The organism is Enterococcus sp. AZ156, from assembly GCF_051714165.1.
Taxonomy (GTDB): Bacteria; Bacillota; Bacilli; order Lactobacillales; family Enterococcaceae; genus Enterococcus_B; species Enterococcus_B pernyi.
Genome location: NZ_JBIORI010000001.1, coordinates 2397010 through 2411508 on the forward strand (window position 1 = coordinate 2397010; position 14499 = coordinate 2411508).

A 14499-nucleotide genomic window follows, 5' to 3' on the forward strand; every position below is an offset into this window, starting at 1 on the left:
ACATCACTTCTTCTTGTTTAATTCATTTCGTTTTTTAGCAATTGCTCTTTCCAACAGCCCACATTGTTCATAAGATAACTGTTCAAGACTTTCCACATTGTCAGCAATCAGCCCTAGTTTCGCAGTCTGCTCGTTTACAAAATCAATTAACATCGGAGTCATATCTTCTCCCATTTCTTCGTTGAATATCCCTAGGATTTCTTCCAACATATTTAATTTTTTTATGTCGATTCTCTGTGGTGCAGGTATATCCTCGCCTTGATAGACATACAATCCTAAACCATGTAACGCTAACGCCTTAACAAAACATCGTTTAAGTGCATTATTTATCTGAGTAGCATTTGGTTTTATGACCGCTTTGTTCGTATAATCAGTTACTGGAAAAAGCTCAGTTTCTGTGATTCCATGGATCGTTACAGACACCGAAACATAGACACCCGTTTCATCTAATAAATAGGGTTTAAACTCTTCCACAAGAAAATCTTGATGGGTTCCTGAAACAACACTAAAGTGTTTATATTCGTTAATCGTTACTCTTGATTTTGGATCACTTTTTTTCATGATCTCCCAAGCGCGTGCCCACGATAAATAATCAAACTGTCCTTTCTTTTTTAAAACTTTATCTAACTTTTTACTTGATAGTTTTTCAAAATTCGTGATATTTTTTGCTTCACTCATAAAACTTCGCCTCCATATCAGCGATATATTTTTTTCCTTGCCCGTAGTATGAGATATCGATCAAATTTCCTCTCTCGTACTCTTCAAGCGCATCAATCAAGCCGTCTTCGATGACGTAAATATATTCAGGTTTATTTGAATGTTTTGATAGATGGATAAGATAGATATGATCCCAAAGACTCACAAAATTTCCCAGATCATCTTGATCACATGCTAGTTCTTCATCCGTCAAAAGATTTCGTCTTATTTTTCGGTTATTTGTTTCTTTGATATTCATTTTTCCCCAATCAGGATTAGTTAAATATTCATCTAAAGTGGAAAGTTCATTATTCATATGCTAAAATCTCCTTAGATATGTTTAGATTGTGACTCATTGCTTTGGTCGGCTGAGTCACTTTTTTTGTATCTTTTCTCCACACTTTGGACAATACGGTCCATCCCATGGATGATACTGCTGTAGTAAATTATTGTTAAAACGTAATGTGTAGCGACAATCCGGACAATAAAAAACATGTCTGTAAAATAGATACTCTTTTAATTTTTGTCTTAGTCTCATTTGATCTCCTGCCATTTCTTTTGTTTATTGATTACCTGTTGACTTAAGAAAGTTGACTTATTGTCATACCACCATCGATCAGCAATCACCTTTCCTTTTTTCAAAGCTTCTTTTCGTTTCATATGTTCTCCTTTCCTTGGAATCTAATAGGTTCATCAAAACCATTAAACTTGCGTAAATCTTCAAGCTCAGTCGCAATCAGCTCTGCTTGTCTATCTGAAAGCTCATCGGCTTTTCTAAGCGCTGCACGATCATCTTGTAATTCTTTTCTACGTAGCCTAATAAGATTGAGAATTTGATGTTCTTGTTGTACTGTATAAGTCATCAACTTACCTCCTATACATCCTCATTCAAAAATTTATTTATAAAGTATTGCTGTCCTTTACCAGTAACAAGAGGCGTGAACTTTGTCACTAACTCACCTTGAGAATTCGTGCGTACATGCTCCCTCACGTCCATAATTCCTAAATCCATAGAACGTTGCGTTGGTTGATTCTTACGTCGTCCGTCTCGACAAAGATAACCATTCTCTCTTAACCAAATGAACAAACGATTTTGCCCAATATTTATACCGTTTTGTTTTAGAATCGTGGCTAATTCTTTAATCAAACATGAATTAACGCTCCCTCTTACTGCATCTGAGAATAATGCTTTAGGTTGCATTTCTTGGATAACCAAATCTTTTTGTTTTAATTGTTCACCTGCTTGTAACAACAGATCTGCTAGTGAGTTTGGATTGTGTGTAATCTCATACGCTTTTTGATCGGTTAGGTATGCGCCGTTCTTTCTAATTGTTGGTAGAACTTCACTCGTTACCCAACGTTTGAACTTTCTTGCGTTTGGAAGCTTGGATTTAAGTATTAAGCTGTATAACCCTGATTCGTTGATGATTGTCATGTTTTGTTTTCCTCCAAGGGTGTCCCATTTCGTTACCCCCTTGTCTTCTTCATCCACATGATTTAGGATTGCTTTTTGAGTGTTTCTATATCCTAAGACTTCTGCAACGTCTTTACCTACAAAATATGGTTCGTCATTTACTAAGATTGTTCGAACTTCGTTTTGTTCGAAATAAAAAATTTGTGGTTGATTCATTATGTTGCCTCCATTCTCTAATAATCTGGTAAATTATCAAATAATCGTTTTAAAAACGGTCGAATATTCTCGGCATCAAAAATCCATTTACCATCTGTATCTTTTTTAGCTAACTTGTTTTTCCGCACATATGGGTCATCGACAATGTATTCCATTATCCACGCTCGTTTTCTACGAGTAATTTTTTCCATGTCAGCAATAGTTAAAAACTGTGGTCGTAAATAGTGTTCGAACAATTCTTTGAGGTATGAGTCTGCATATTCTTTCCAGTAAGCGTCATCAACCTGAATATCCACCGTCACTGACTGTTTTTGTTGTGGAAACATCAATTACACCCCCTTTACTATTACAATCTGTAAATCGTTGGCAATTATACGTTTGTATTCCTGGGCTTTAGGACCTTTTTGAACACCTTCTACAATTTGCTTGGCGTATGTCGGTGAAGTTCCGATTAGTTCTCCTAGGTATTTCCAGGTTTTATCTTGACGTTTCATTTGAATCAGGACCATTTCATGAAAATCTTCAATGACCATAACGTCACCTCATTTCTCATATATTTAACCTAGGAATATAGCTAGAAATTAAACTAATCGTTGACATTTAACTAATAAATATATTAGTATATAGGTATAGCTAAATAAGACTTTAAAAAGCCATAAATCAATATTTCTAAGTTTGCCGACCTCGAAAATTTGAATTTTATTGGTTCTCTTTAGTTTTGTTTCTAGCTAAATAACTAGCTTATGAATGAAGTATACTAATATTTTTATTAGTTGTCAACTGATAACTAATAAAAATATTAGTTATATTCTATCTGAGCTTTAAAGGTGATTAAAATGGAAATTTTAGTGGAACGGATTAAGCAGCTCTGCAAATCTAGAAGTATTAGTGTCTCAGTACTTGAAAACAAAGTAGGCCTCCCGACAAACACGATTTATCAATGGAAAAAAAGAGTACCTGGAACAGATAAGTTAAAAAAAATAGCAGATTATTTCGACACATCAATTGATTACTTACTAGGACGCACAGACAACCCTAATTCGACACAGGAGCGTGTGCCTGACGACTTAGACAAGATGCTCGACAACGCTATGACTTTTGGTGGCAAACCACTGACCGAGATAGACAGAGCGGCAATTCGCGCTTATATAGAAGGTAGACAAAGTTCGAAGTGAGGTGAGTGTATGCAGTTATTAGAAAAGGTACTTGATGAATGTGGCGTAGGTATTGCTTATGTTGAAATGGAATCAGATGGCTGCTATATCGAAGAAGAGCATACTATCTTCGTTAACTGCAGCCTCTCGCAAGAAGACAGAAGAAAAACAATTTATCATGAAATAAAGCATGTTGTAGATCACAAAGAATTTATTGAGCTCTACAAGATATTTTATTTCAGAACTAAAATGGAATATGAAGCTGATCGATTTATGATTGAGAATTTACTCTACGATTTTTTATCTGAATGTCATATCGATCCATATCAAATAAACATTTTTTCATTTATGGACTACTATGAACTAGATTACAATTGCGAATCTACTATCAGAAATCTTATTTTAGAAATGGTAAGAAACGAAGTTGCAGTTTAATTATTATTTTTTTGCCTGAAAAACGAACATACATTCTTGAAAAGGGATTCATTATGTCCGAAAAAAATTTGACTATACCAAACGGTTTTTTACTACAGAATGAAGCAAAATTTAATATTGACATGGATAACTACTTAAATTTAATACTAACAAATGATGTTTTGTCTCAAATAGAAATATCCGAAGGAGATATTGCGTTAGTAAAAAAACAACAGGCTTTCAAGATAAAGAGTTAGCAGTGTTAGAGTCCTAGAATGTCTAAGAAAGGTGTTGATTATCATGGCTAGTATCAAGCAACAAGAAAACGGAAAGTGGCGTTTTCGTATTCGATATAAAGATAACGGAAAATTTAGAGAAGTTTCGAAAAGTGGGTTTAGAACAAAGAGAGATGCACAAGCTGCGGCAAATGAACTTGAAAGACAATATAATAACGGTGTTCAGATTGGAGCTAATAACATATTAATGGCCGACTATTTGGAGGATTGGCTCGAAGTTTACAAAAAACCAAATATCAAACAATCAACTTATCTTAGGTTAGAACGTTCCATAAGACTTCATATATTACCTACGTTTGGAATGATGAGTTTAAAGGAAATAACCCGTACAGATATTGTTAAGTGGGTAAATGACCTAGATACCACAAAACAACAAACAAGAAACACAATTCGATCAAATCTAAATGTGTTACACGATGCATTAGAGACTGCAGTCTATGAACTCAACTATCTTGAAAAAAATGTTGCAAAAAAAATAAAACTCCCAACCGCTAAAGAAGAACAGAAATTGAAATTCTATTCTAAAAATGAGCTTGCTCAAATGTTAGAATACTTATCCTCTTATAAATTAGGTAAATACGCTCATTCTATTCAATATTACGTCTTATTCTACCTGTTAGCGAGTACTGGTCTCCGATTAGGCGAAGCTTTGGCGTTAGAGTGGTCAGATATTGACGGAGATAAATTATCAGTAAACAAATCACTATCTTACGATGATCATAACAATTCCATAATTACGCCACCTAAATCAAAAACAAGTATTCGTACGATCAAAATTGATGATCGTCTTGTTCACCTGCTAAAAAAACATAAAATAAACAAGAATGAATGTATTTTGAGGTATCGGTCATACGATAGCCCAATAAATGAATCTATGGTATTTTCAAACGAAAACGGCAACTATTTGCGCCATTCAGTTGTTAGAGAATTTTTCTATAAAACATGTGAACGTGCGAATGTCCCTGTACTTTCCCCTCATGCTTTGCGGCATAGCCATGCAGTTCATTTACTAGAATCCGGGGCAAACATAAAGTATGTCAGTACTCGACTTGGGCACAGCACTATAAGTGTGACTGCTGACATTTATATGCACATTACAGAAAAAATCGAAGATGATTCTTTAAAACTCTACCAAAACTATATGAACGAAAAAGGAGCACTCAAAGAGCACTCCTAAATTTTTTTATTATTTTTGTGGCAAATTTGTGGCAAATGTCAATCACCCACCCCATGAAAAGCTTGAAATCATTGGTAATTTAACCTTAACCAACGCTGCCTTCCATCTCATAACTAATCAACCGGTTCAACTCTACCGCATATTCCATCGGTAGTTCTTTTGTGAATGGTTCGACGAAGCCCATGACGATCATTTCTGTGGCTTCAGATTCGGTCAAGCCGCGGCTCATGAGGTAGTAAAGTTGTTCTTCTGAGATTTTGGAGACTTTTGCTTCGTGTTCCAACGAGACTTGGCTGTTGTGGATCTCGTTGAATGGAATGGTATCAGATTTGGACCATTCGTCCATGATGATGGTATCACATTCGATATGGGAGATCGAGCCGGCGCTGTCTTTTCCAAAGGTGACTTGGCCTCGGTAGTTTACTTCGCCGCCGTCTTTTGAAATTGATTTTGAGACGATCGAGCTTGAAGTGTTTGGTGCATTATGGATCATTTTTGCGCCTGTGTCTTGGATTTGGTTGGCTCCGGCAAATGCGATGGATAGCATGGTGCCTCGTGCGCCTCGTCCGTCTAAGTAGACACTTGGGTATTTCATGGTTGTTTTGGCTCCTAAGTTGCCGTCGATCCATTCAACGGTCGCGCCTTCGTAGGCTTTTGCTCGTTTAGTTACGAGGTTATAGACGTTGTCGGACCAGTTTTGGATCGTTGTATAGCGGCAGTAGCCGTCTTTACGGGTAAAGATTTCCACGATGGCTGCGTGTAGGCTGTTGCTTGAATAGGTTGGTGCAGTACAGCCTTCGACATAGTGGATGCTGGCGCCTTCGTCCACGATGATCAACGTACGTTCGAATTGGCCGGTGTTTTCGGCGTTGATTCGGAAGTAGGTTTGTAATGGGACATCGACTTTGACGCCTTTTGGTACATAGATAAACGTACCTCCAGACCAAACGGCTGAGTTTAGTGCGGCTAGTTTATTATCTGTTGGTGGCACGAGTTTTGAAAAGTATTCTTTGAATAGTTCAGGATACTCTTTCAATGCAGAATCTGTGTCGGTAAAGACGATGCCGAGTTTTTCGAATTCGTCTTTCATATTGTGGTATACGACTTCTGATTCGTATTGGGCTGAAGCGCCGGCTAAATAAGCACGTTCGGCTTCTGGAATACCGATTCGTTCAAAGGTTTCTTTGATTTTTTCTGGTACGTCATCCCAATCGCGAGCAGGTCGGTCACTTGGTTTTTGGTAATATTTGATGGCATTGAAATCAATGTCAGATAAGTCTGGTCCCCAGTCTTGCATAGGCATTTTGTTGAATGCTTCCAGAGATTTCAAACGAAACTCCAACATCCATTCTGGTTCTTCTTTGATTCGTGACATTTCTCGAACGACTTCTTCGGTCAAGCCTTCTCCTGTACTAAAAACGGGTTCCACATCGTCGTGGAAGCCAAATTTATATTCTTCTAATTCTGGTACGCCCATTTGCTCACTCCTTTTCCTTGTGCTCATGATGGACGGTTGCAGTACCGTCTTCTTCCATTGCTTTGCCTAGTGCTTTCCAGGCAAGTGTTGCGCATTTGATACGCGCGGGGAATTTTGCGACACCACTTAACATGGCAGCGTCCCCTAGTGATTCAAGCTCTGCGACTTCTTTTCCTTGGACCAGTAGTAAAAAGTCGTCCGTCAATTGCTCTGCTTCTGCAATTGTTTTGCCGATGACCGCATCGGTCATCATTGAGGCACTGGCTGTGCTGATGGAGCAACCACTGCCGTCAAAGGCGATATTATTGATTTTGCCGTCTTTGATCTCGACTTGTAATTCAATGACATCCCCACAGGTGGGGTTGTTCATTTCAATTTTATTCGTTGATTCCGTCAACGTGCCACGATGATGTGGATGGGATGAATGGTCCAAGATCACGTGACGGTAAAGATTATCTAATTTAGATAGCGCCATGTTGGAAAAACTCCTTTGTTGCGAGAATTGCTTGGACGAAACGATCGGCATCTGCTTTTGTGTTATACATGTAAAAGCTGGCACGAGCTGTCGCAGCAACCCCTAGATACTTCAATAATGGTTGGGCACAATGATGACCGGCACGAACGGCGACGCCTTCCATATCAAGAGCAGTCGCTACATCATGGGGATGTAGGTTCTCTAAGTTAAAGGAAATCACACCTGTACGTTGGGTCGGGTCTTTTGGTCCATAGATCGTCAAGCCTTCGATTGCTTGCAGTTTTGGTAAGACATAACCAACAAGTTCTTCTTCATATTGATGAATGCCTGCTAGACCAATCGATTCAAGATAATCGATGGCAGCGCCAAGTGCGATCACACCGGCGATGTTTGGTGTGCCTGCTTCAAATTTCCAGGGAAGTTCTTTCCATGTGCTGTCTTGTAGGCCAACAAAGTCGATCATTTCTCCACCGAATTCAACGGGTTCCATTTGTTCCAACCATTTCCGTTTTCCATATAATACACCTGTTCCGGTCGTTGCGCACATCTTATGTCCGCTAAAGGCAAAGAAGTCACAGTCTAAAGATTGGACATCGATTTTGATGTGTGGGGCAGATTGTGCACCGTCCACCACCAAAATTCCGCCTTTTTCATGAACGATCGTCGCCAACTCTTGGATCGGATTGATGACACCTAATACATTAGAGGCATGGGCGACCGACACGATCTTGGTTTTTTCTGTAATGATCGAAGTGGCATGTTCTAGATCAAGAAAGCCTTCTTCGGTCAATTCGATGTATTTCAAAGTAGCGCCAGTTCGTTTTGCCAACTGTTGCCAAGGGATGATGTTCGAATGATGCTCCATGTAAGAGATCACGATTTCATCACCGGCTTTGACAAAGGCATCGCCATAGCTTTGTGCTACCCAATTCAAGCTTGTGGTCGTTCCACGAGTGAAAAGGATCTCGGCGGTCTCTTGAGCATTTAAAAAACGACGAACTTTTTCTCTGGCAGCTTCATAATCATGGGTTGCTCGCTCAGCTAATGTATGCACGCCTCGATGGACGTTGGCATTGTTTGCGGAATAATAATGCGTCATAGTCGCTAACACTTGTTTGGGTTTTTGCGTAGTCGCTGCATTGTCTAAATACACCAGGGGTTCGTCATTGACTTCCTGAAATAAGATCGGGAAATCTTGACGGATACGTTCTGGAGAAATCATACATTTAACTTCCCTTCAATAACTGCCACTAGTTCTTTGCGCACCGCTTCAACTGGGATCGCAGTTAAGACAGACCCTAAGAAGCCACGAATGACTAAACGTTCTGCTTCTTCTTTTCGTAAGCCTCGACTCATCAAATAATACATTTCTTCCGGATCGACACGTCCAACACTTGCGGCATGTCCTGCTGTAACTTCGTGTTCATCGATCAAGAGGATCGGATTGGCATCGCCTCTGGCTTTATCTGAAAGCATCAAGACACGGCTTTCTTGTTGGGCATCGGCACCTTTGGCTTTTTTCAAGATGTGTCCAATACCGTTGAATGTCAACGTACCACGTTCGCGGATCACACCATGTTGCAAGATATGTCCAATCGTATGTGGGGCTTTATTTGTCACCCGGGTATCGATTCCTTGCGTTTGTTTTCCTGAACTGATTGCCACGATCTTGACTTCCGCATGTCCGCCTTCACCGACAAGATCTGAATCAAAATCAGCGACGATATTCCCATCGTTCATCACTCCGATTGCCCAGTCCACAAAAGCATCCCGTAAGATATGTCCACGACGGTTCATATATGCTGTGACATTTTCGCCTAATTGATCGACTGCTGCATATTTGACTTTGGCACCGGCTTTGGCGATGACTTCAACAATGATATTCCCAGAGACTTTTTGTAATTCTTCTCCAGTTGTTTGGAATCGTTCCAAGTAAGAGAATTCACTGTGTTCATCTGCGACGATCAAGACGTGTTTAAAGAAGTGTTGCGAAAATGCGCCTTCTTGGATAAACAGGGATTCGATCGGTTCTTTGATGACCACGTTTTTTGGTACGTATAAGAACAAACCACTATTCATGAATGCGGCATGAAGTGCAGTCAATTGATCTTCGTCCATTTCAACAGCTTTCGTCATGTAATATTCTTGGACTAATTCAGGGTATTCTTGCATCGCAGTAAATAGATCTGTAAAGATCACTCCTTGTTCTGCAAGGTCTGCGGATAATTGCTCAAAGACAGTCAAGGTGCCTTGTTGCACGACTAATGGATTGTCTTTCATCGCATCAAATGCCGCAACATTTCCAGATTCAGGTGTCTGATCAGTCAACTCATTGATTGAAAACAATGGCCAACGGTGGAATTTCACACGTTCGATATGGGGCAATGGTAGTTCATCTGCTTTTTTCAGCGCCTCTTGACGAAGCGTCGTCATCCATTCCGGTTCACCTTTACTGAATGAAAAATCTGTAACAGCGTCAAGATGATCGAGCCATTTAATGTCTTTCATAGATGTGCTCCTCCTTACGCTTCTTCTTCTTTGTAGTCGATTCCTAATTCTTTACTGATGCCAGCATATCCTTCGGCTTCTAGGCGTTTTGCTAGATCTGCACTACCAGTCATCACGACACGACCTTCCATCATGATGTGGACGACGTCAGGTGTGATGTAGTTTAACAAGCGTTGGTAATGAGTGATGATCAAGGCACCAAAGCTGTCGCCACGCATTTCGTTCACGCCTTTTGCCACGACTTTCAGTGCATCGATATCTAAACCAGAATCGATTTCATCTAAAATCGCAAACGTTGGTTCTAACATCAAGAGTTGTAAGATCTCGTTACGTTTTTTCTCTCCACCAGAAAAGCCTTCGTTCAAATAACGTTCAGCCATTTCTTCTGGCATGTTCAAAAGTGCCATCTTTTCATCTAACTTTTTCAAGAATGACATGACAGAAATCTTGTCATCTTCCGGACGTGTCGCATTGATCGCTGCACGCATAAATTCGGCATTTGTGATTCCTGGAATCTCACTTGGGTATTGCATGGCTAAAAACAGACCTAAACGTGCACGTTCATCTACTTCTAGCTCTAACACATTTTGCCCATCAAAAAGGATTTCTCCTTCAGTTACTTCGTAATTCGGATTTCCCATAATTGCAGCAGACAAGGTCGATTTACCTGTTCCGTTTGGTCCCATGATGGCATGGATTTCCCCTGTTTTCATTGTTAAATTCACGCCTTTAAGGATTTTCTTGTCCTCAATCGACACATGTAGGTTTTTTATTTCTAAGACAGACATGTAGTTCCCCTCCATATTCTGATTCGTTCTCACTTATTTTAGACTAATTGAGAATGAAGCGCAACGCCCCGACCAGTTAAAAATGTCATAATTTTGATTTATTGCAAATAAAACATCATTTTCAATTGATAATCTTTATAAACTGAATAAAATAGTTTTGTTCGTTTTTTCTCAAAAAAAGTCTAGGAATCATTCCCAGACTTTACAGGTTTTATTTTGCATCCGCATCGACAGATTTTACGGAGCCTTCCCATTGTTCTTCGATCCATTGACGAACATCTTCTTGATGCAAGACTTCAATCAATTTTTTGATCTTGTCGCTGTCTTCGTCACCTTTACGTGTCGCAATGATGTTGACATATGGTGAGTTATCTTTTTCTAGTAATACCGCATCTTCTAATGGATTCAATCCAGCGCCGTAAGCAAAGTTCGCGTTGATAGCTACTAGATCACCTTCATCATTTTGGTAGGTAGAAGCCAATAATGCTGGATCGATCGTATGATTGAATTTCAAGTTTTTAGGATTTTCATCGATATCATCAAATGTGGCTGTTTCTAAATCAACGCCGTCTTTGACTGTCACTAAACCAGCGTCTTTCAAGATCGTGATGATCCGTCCCCAGTCAGATTCTGAATTTGAAGTAATGATCGTTGCGCCATCTTCTAATTCAGAAATGTCTTTGATTTTTTTTGAATACAAGCCCATTGGTTCGATGTGGACAGCACCCGCATTGACAAAATCATAGCCTTTTTCGTCGATTTCTTTGTTCAAGTAAGGGATGTGTTGGAAATAGTTCGCATCGATGTCGCCTTCTGATAATGCTTGGTTTGGCAAGACATAATCGTCAAATTTGACGATTTCCAAATCAATGCCTTCGTCTTTCAAAAGAGGTTTCACATGTTCTAAGATTTCCGCATGTGGTGTTGGTGATGCGCCGATTTTCAAGGTTGTATCGTCGTCTGATGCGTTTGATGAGTCACTACTGCTTCCACCGTTTCCACATGCGGCTAATCCAACTGTCAGTAAAAGCGTTGCTGCAAATCCAAAAATTTTCTTTTTCATATCCTATATCCTCCTATTTCCTACTATCTTTTATCTGTTTTCTTCGTTAAGAAATCCCCGATTCCTTGAACAATAAATACAATGACTAAAATAATCAAGGTAGCGACAAAAGTCACTGTTAAATTACCACGTTGGTAGCCTTCTTGCCAAGCCAAGCCACCTAGACCGCCGGCACCGATTGCACCTGCCATGGCAGTAAAACCGATCATCGAGATCGTTGTTACAGTCAAACCTGAGATCAAAGCCGGGACACTTTCAGGTATCAAGACTTTCCAAATGATTTCCCAATAGCTCGCCCCCATCGCATCTGCGGCTTCTAAGACCCCAGGGCTGACTTCGCGAAACGCGATTTCTACAAGTCGAGCGTAAAAAGGAGCAGCGGACAACACGAGAGCTGGAATCGCTGCTTGTGCGCCTAACATCGTTCCCACGATTGCTTTGGTAAAAGGAATGATCAAGACCATCAAGATCATGAATGGTGTCGATCGGAAAATATTACTAATGATCGAAACGATGCCGTAAATGATCCGCGCATACGGTTTGTTTTTGCGACCGATCGAGTAAAGGATCAAACCAAGGATCAAACCGATGATGGTTACTAAGACCATGGAGATCAACGTCATGTATAACGTGTCCATGATGGCTTGTTGCATCGTCTCCATGTTGATTTGGCTGAAATCAAGGTAGGTTTCTGTGAAGCTTTTATCCATGATGGATCACCTCCACTCCGACGCCTTGCTCTTTGATGAAGTTTTCTGCTTGGTCCAATTCGTTTTCCTCTCCGATCATCAAGGTAGTCAGTGAACCAAACGAGCCTTCTTTAGTTTGCTTGATTTTCCCATATACGACGTTGATATCCACATTGTAACGACGAATGGCTTGAGAAATCACTGGTTCGTTGGCGTTCGTTTCGTTGAAGGTCAATGTCACTAAGCGACCGTCTGGATTTTCTTTGATCAACTCTGCCAATAATTCAGTGGATTCAGCTTCTGGTTCGATGTCTTGTTGGACGAAACGTTTCGTGACTTCTTGTTGCGGATGACGGAAAACGGTCAACGCATCGCCTTCTTCTACGACTTGCCCACGCTCCATCACTGCCACTTTGTTACAGATTTTGCGAATAACGTTCATTTCATGAGTGATCAAAACAATCGTCAAGTTCAACTTTTTATTGATTGCTAATAATAAATCTAAGACCTCTTCTGTCGTTTGTGGGTCCAATGCACTTGTCGCTTCATCGCAAAGGAGGATTTCTGGCTCATTGGCTAACGCACGAGCAATCCCGACTCTTTGCTTTTGTCCACCGGATAATTGGGACGGATAAGCTTGTCCTCGTCCTTCCAAACCGACTAAACGGAGCAATTCTTCTGCTCTTTCTTTCCGTTGTTGTTTCGATACACCGGCTAATTCCAAAGGGAACTGGATATTTTCTAGTACGGTACGTGACCACAATAGATTGAAATGTTGAAAAATCATACCGATTTTTTTACGAAAAACGCGTAATTCTTTATTTTTTAATTTAGTAATGTCTTGGTCGTTGACAATTACTTGACCATCTGTAGGTAATTCCAAGCCGTTCAACAAACGGACTAACGTACTCTTACCAGCACCGGAATAACCGACGATGCCGTAAATGTCGCCTTGTTCCACTTGTAGTGAAACGTCGTTGATAGCGTGGATCGTCCCATGTTTCCCGCCAAATGTTTTCTTAACATTCGTCAATTGGATCAATGACATATCGTTCACATCTTTCTTTACTTATTTTCTCTTAGACAACAAAAAAACTTTCGTCCTTTGCGTTTAGCAAAAGGACGAAAGTTTAGACTTCCGTGTGACCACCTTGATTCGCTGCTATTTCACAATAACAACCTCGTTCAGTACTTGACGCTAGTCGCATACTGCTGTGCTATAACGGGCACTCCCGTAGTCAGTTTGCTTGCGCTCACTCACTCTGCTCTAAGACCATCTTCCATCTCATTTCCGTTACCCTTTCACAGCAAACCGGGCTCTCTTGAAACATCTGTGACATGTACTCTTCTTATCAAAGCTTTCAATATGATTGTTTATGATTATAGCAGTTACAAGAATCAGTGTCAAACATTTATTTGAACATCGTGTTTCTTAAAGTGCGTCGAATTCTGCTGCATCGACATCTTTAAAACTCAATAACCACGCAGTCATTTCATCTTCATCGTTCAAAACAGCGATATTCTCACTGATTTTTTCATTCACAGATGAGACTGTTCCAGATAAAGGACTTGCAAATTCAGTGACTGCTTTTTCTGCTTCTACTTCAACTAGTGCATCGCCTGCTTGATACGCTTTACCGATTTTTGGTAAGTTGGCAAACGTGATCTCACCTAGATCTTCTTGCGCTTCTTTTGTCAAACCTACACAGTATTCTTTTCCATTAAATAAAATCCAAAGGTTATCTTTCTTCTTTAAGTGTTTCCCAGCCATTTTAATTGAATGCTCCTTCGTATATTTTTTCATTAAAACCGATTGTGACCAGTTGATTGTCTTTGACGATCAATGGACGTTTGATCAACATGCCGTCCGTAGATAACAGCTGACTTGCTTCTGTGAGGGATAATTCATCGATTTGGTCTTTTAGACCAAGTTCACGGTACTTCATCCCGCTTGTATTAAAGACACGTCGAAGCGGCACATCGGAATGCTTCAACCATGATTCGATCGTTTCTGCCGTAGGCGTATCTTTGACCATGTCGACCGCTTGATACGTTACTTGATGATTGTCGAGCCAAGCCTTGGCTTTTCGACAAGTGGAACACTTTGGGTACTCATAAAAAGTAAACAACTT

General features: G+C 40.0%; 20 protein-coding genes and 1 other annotated feature. Of the genes, 3 read left to right on the plus strand and 17 right to left on the minus strand.

Going from position 1 to position 14499, the window contains the following annotated elements; genetic code table 11:
* Positions 1–3: 3 nt before the first annotated feature.
* The 7 genes from IGJ95_RS11480 to IGJ95_RS11510 form a co-directional block, all read right to left on the minus strand.
* Positions 4–678, minus strand: a complete 675-nt coding sequence (locus IGJ95_RS11480) for a DUF1071 domain-containing protein (RefSeq protein WP_206855112.1) — start codon at positions 676–678, stop codon at positions 4–6.
* Positions 671–1012 carry a hypothetical protein gene (locus IGJ95_RS11485; protein WP_438761914.1) on the minus strand — a complete coding sequence of 114 codons (342 nt, stop codon included), beginning with the start codon at positions 1010–1012 and terminating at the stop codon, positions 671–673. The genes IGJ95_RS11480 and IGJ95_RS11485 overlap by 8 nt, the downstream gene beginning before the upstream one ends.
* A 218-nt stretch (positions 1013–1230) precedes the next feature.
* Positions 1231–1356, minus strand: coding sequence for a hypothetical protein (locus tag IGJ95_RS11490; protein ID WP_264082993.1), 126 nt, complete (start codon positions 1354–1356; stop codon positions 1231–1233).
* The gene (locus tag IGJ95_RS11495) at positions 1353–1559 is read right to left on the minus strand and encodes a hypothetical protein (RefSeq protein WP_438761916.1); all 207 of its coding nucleotides are present in this window, start codon (positions 1557–1559) and stop codon (positions 1353–1355) included. The genes IGJ95_RS11490 and IGJ95_RS11495 overlap by 4 nt, the downstream gene beginning before the upstream one ends.
* Before the next feature lie 11 nt (positions 1560–1570).
* Entirely contained in the window at positions 1571–2326 is a 756-nt protein-coding gene (locus IGJ95_RS11500) for a phage antirepressor KilAC domain-containing protein (protein ID WP_438761918.1), read from the minus strand.
* Positions 2327–2343: 17 nt separating this feature from the next.
* A complete protein-coding gene (locus IGJ95_RS11505) occupies positions 2344–2652 on the minus strand; it encodes a DUF771 domain-containing protein (RefSeq protein WP_104871653.1) in 309 nt (102 codons plus the stop codon).
* A gap of 3 nt (positions 2653–2655) precedes the next feature.
* Positions 2656–2859, minus strand: coding sequence for a hypothetical protein (locus IGJ95_RS11510; protein ID WP_104871654.1), 204 nt, complete (start codon positions 2857–2859; stop codon positions 2656–2658).
* 303 nt (positions 2860–3162) lie between these two features.
* Between IGJ95_RS11510 and IGJ95_RS11515 the strand changes: the two genes are divergently transcribed.
* The 3 genes from IGJ95_RS11515 to IGJ95_RS11525 all read left to right on the plus strand — a co-directional run bounded on the left by IGJ95_RS11515 (position 3163) and on the right by IGJ95_RS11525 (position 5367).
* Positions 3163–3501, plus strand: a complete 339-nt coding sequence (locus tag IGJ95_RS11515) for a helix-turn-helix domain-containing protein (protein WP_074799438.1) — start codon at positions 3163–3165, stop codon at positions 3499–3501.
* Positions 3502–3510: 9 nt separating this feature from the next.
* Positions 3511–3915: an ImmA/IrrE family metallo-endopeptidase gene (locus IGJ95_RS11520; RefSeq protein WP_023520247.1), complete on the plus strand. Its 405-nt coding sequence runs from the start codon at positions 3511–3513 to the stop codon at positions 3913–3915.
* Between the two features lie 279 nt (positions 3916–4194).
* Positions 4195–5367 carry a tyrosine-type recombinase/integrase gene (locus tag IGJ95_RS11525; RefSeq protein ID WP_438745330.1) on the plus strand — a complete coding sequence of 391 codons (1173 nt, stop codon included), beginning with the start codon at positions 4195–4197 and terminating at the stop codon, positions 5365–5367.
* Positions 5368–5452: 85 nt separating this feature from the next.
* On the opposite strand, the gene sufB is transcribed toward IGJ95_RS11525, so the two are convergent.
* From sufB to IGJ95_RS11575, 10 genes are all read right to left on the minus strand, one after another.
* Complete coding sequence (gene sufB / locus IGJ95_RS11530) at positions 5453–6844, minus strand: Fe-S cluster assembly protein SufB (protein ID WP_010734640.1); 1392 nt, start codon at positions 6842–6844, stop codon at positions 5453–5455.
* 4 nt (positions 6845–6848) lie between these two features.
* Positions 6849–7319, minus strand: a complete 471-nt coding sequence (gene sufU / locus IGJ95_RS11535; RefSeq protein WP_010734639.1) for a Fe-S cluster assembly sulfur transfer protein SufU — start codon at positions 7317–7319, stop codon at positions 6849–6851.
* Positions 7306–8541: a cysteine desulfurase gene (locus tag IGJ95_RS11540; RefSeq protein ID WP_010734638.1), complete on the minus strand. Its 1236-nt coding sequence runs from the start codon at positions 8539–8541 to the stop codon at positions 7306–7308. The genes sufU and IGJ95_RS11540 overlap by 14 nt, the downstream gene beginning before the upstream one ends.
* A complete protein-coding gene (gene sufD, locus IGJ95_RS11545) occupies positions 8538–9827 on the minus strand; it encodes a Fe-S cluster assembly protein SufD (protein WP_019724375.1) in 1290 nt (429 codons plus the stop codon). Before sufD ends, IGJ95_RS11540 begins: the two co-directional genes overlap by 4 nt.
* Positions 9828–9841: 14 nt before the next feature.
* Positions 9842–10615 carry a Fe-S cluster assembly ATPase SufC gene (sufC, locus tag IGJ95_RS11550; protein WP_010734636.1) on the minus strand — a complete coding sequence of 258 codons (774 nt, stop codon included), beginning with the start codon at positions 10613–10615 and terminating at the stop codon, positions 9842–9844.
* A 211-nt stretch (positions 10616–10826) separates the two neighbouring features.
* The gene (locus IGJ95_RS11555) at positions 10827–11678 is read right to left on the minus strand and encodes a MetQ/NlpA family ABC transporter substrate-binding protein (RefSeq protein WP_023520252.1); all 852 of its coding nucleotides are present in this window, start codon (positions 11676–11678) and stop codon (positions 10827–10829) included.
* Positions 11679–11701: 23 nt separating this feature from the next.
* Positions 11702–12388 carry a methionine ABC transporter permease gene (locus IGJ95_RS11560; RefSeq protein WP_010734634.1) on the minus strand — a complete coding sequence of 229 codons (687 nt, stop codon included), beginning with the start codon at positions 12386–12388 and terminating at the stop codon, positions 11702–11704.
* Positions 12381–13415 carry a methionine ABC transporter ATP-binding protein gene (locus tag IGJ95_RS11565; RefSeq protein WP_010734633.1) on the minus strand — a complete coding sequence of 345 codons (1035 nt, stop codon included), beginning with the start codon at positions 13413–13415 and terminating at the stop codon, positions 12381–12383. The genes IGJ95_RS11560 and IGJ95_RS11565 overlap by 8 nt, the downstream gene beginning before the upstream one ends.
* A gap of 67 nt (positions 13416–13482) precedes the next feature.
* Positions 13483–13732: a binding site (T-box leader), on the minus strand.
* 67 nt (positions 13733–13799) lie between these two features.
* Positions 13800–14138, minus strand: coding sequence for a glycine cleavage system protein H (locus tag IGJ95_RS11570; protein WP_010734632.1), 339 nt, complete (start codon positions 14136–14138; stop codon positions 13800–13802).
* A 1-nt stretch (position 14139) separates the two neighbouring features.
* Positions 14140–14496, minus strand: coding sequence for an arsenate reductase family protein (locus IGJ95_RS11575; protein WP_010734631.1), 357 nt, complete (start codon positions 14494–14496; stop codon positions 14140–14142).
* Between the last annotated feature and the right edge of the window lie 3 nt (positions 14497–14499).

Bases quoted from the DNA above. Each gene is read 5' to 3' on its own strand.
- IGJ95_RS11480 (WP_206855112.1), bottom strand. From the start codon at position 678: ATGAGTGAAGCAAAAAATATCACGAATTTTGAAAAACTATCAAGTAAA.
- IGJ95_RS11485 (WP_438761914.1), bottom strand. From the start codon at position 1,012: ATGAATAATGAACTTTCCACTTTAGATGAATATTTAACTAATCCTGAT.
- IGJ95_RS11490 (WP_264082993.1), bottom strand. From the start codon at position 1,356: ATGAAACGAAAAGAAGCTTTGAAAAAAGGAAAGGTGATTGCTGATCGA.
- IGJ95_RS11495 (WP_438761916.1), bottom strand. From the start codon at position 1,559: ATGACTTATACAGTACAACAAGAACATCAAATTCTCAATCTTATTAGG.
- IGJ95_RS11500 (WP_438761918.1), bottom strand. From the start codon at position 2,326: ATGAATCAACCACAAATTTTTTATTTCGAACAAAACGAAGTTCGAACA.
- IGJ95_RS11505 (WP_104871653.1), bottom strand. From the start codon at position 2,652: ATGTTTCCACAACAAAAACAGTCAGTGACGGTGGATATTCAGGTTGAT.
- IGJ95_RS11510 (WP_104871654.1), bottom strand. From the start codon at position 2,859: ATGGTCATTGAAGATTTTCATGAAATGGTCCTGATTCAAATGAAACGT.
- IGJ95_RS11515 (WP_074799438.1), top strand. From the start codon at position 3,163: ATGGAAATTTTAGTGGAACGGATTAAGCAGCTCTGCAAATCTAGAAGT.
- IGJ95_RS11520 (WP_023520247.1), top strand. From the start codon at position 3,511: ATGCAGTTATTAGAAAAGGTACTTGATGAATGTGGCGTAGGTATTGCT.
- IGJ95_RS11525 (WP_438745330.1), top strand. From the start codon at position 4,195: ATGGCTAGTATCAAGCAACAAGAAAACGGAAAGTGGCGTTTTCGTATT.
- sufB (WP_010734640.1), bottom strand. From the start codon at position 6,844: ATGGGCGTACCAGAATTAGAAGAATATAAATTTGGCTTCCACGACGAT.
- sufU (WP_010734639.1), bottom strand. From the start codon at position 7,319: ATGGCGCTATCTAAATTAGATAATCTTTACCGTCACGTGATCTTGGAC.
- IGJ95_RS11540 (WP_010734638.1), bottom strand. From the start codon at position 8,541: ATGATTTCTCCAGAACGTATCCGTCAAGATTTCCCGATCTTATTTCAG.
- sufD (WP_019724375.1), bottom strand. From the start codon at position 9,827: ATGAAAGACATTAAATGGCTCGATCATCTTGACGCTGTTACAGATTTT.
- sufC (WP_010734636.1), bottom strand. From the start codon at position 10,615: ATGTCTGTCTTAGAAATAAAAAACCTACATGTGTCGATTGAGGACAAG.
- IGJ95_RS11555 (WP_023520252.1), bottom strand. From the start codon at position 11,678: ATGAAAAAGAAAATTTTTGGATTTGCAGCAACGCTTTTACTGACAGTT.
- IGJ95_RS11560 (WP_010734634.1), bottom strand. From the start codon at position 12,388: ATGGATAAAAGCTTCACAGAAACCTACCTTGATTTCAGCCAAATCAAC.
- IGJ95_RS11565 (WP_010734633.1), bottom strand. From the start codon at position 13,415: ATGTCATTGATCCAATTGACGAATGTTAAGAAAACATTTGGCGGGAAA.
- IGJ95_RS11570 (WP_010734632.1), bottom strand. From the start codon at position 14,138: ATGGCTGGGAAACACTTAAAGAAGAAAGATAACCTTTGGATTTTATTT.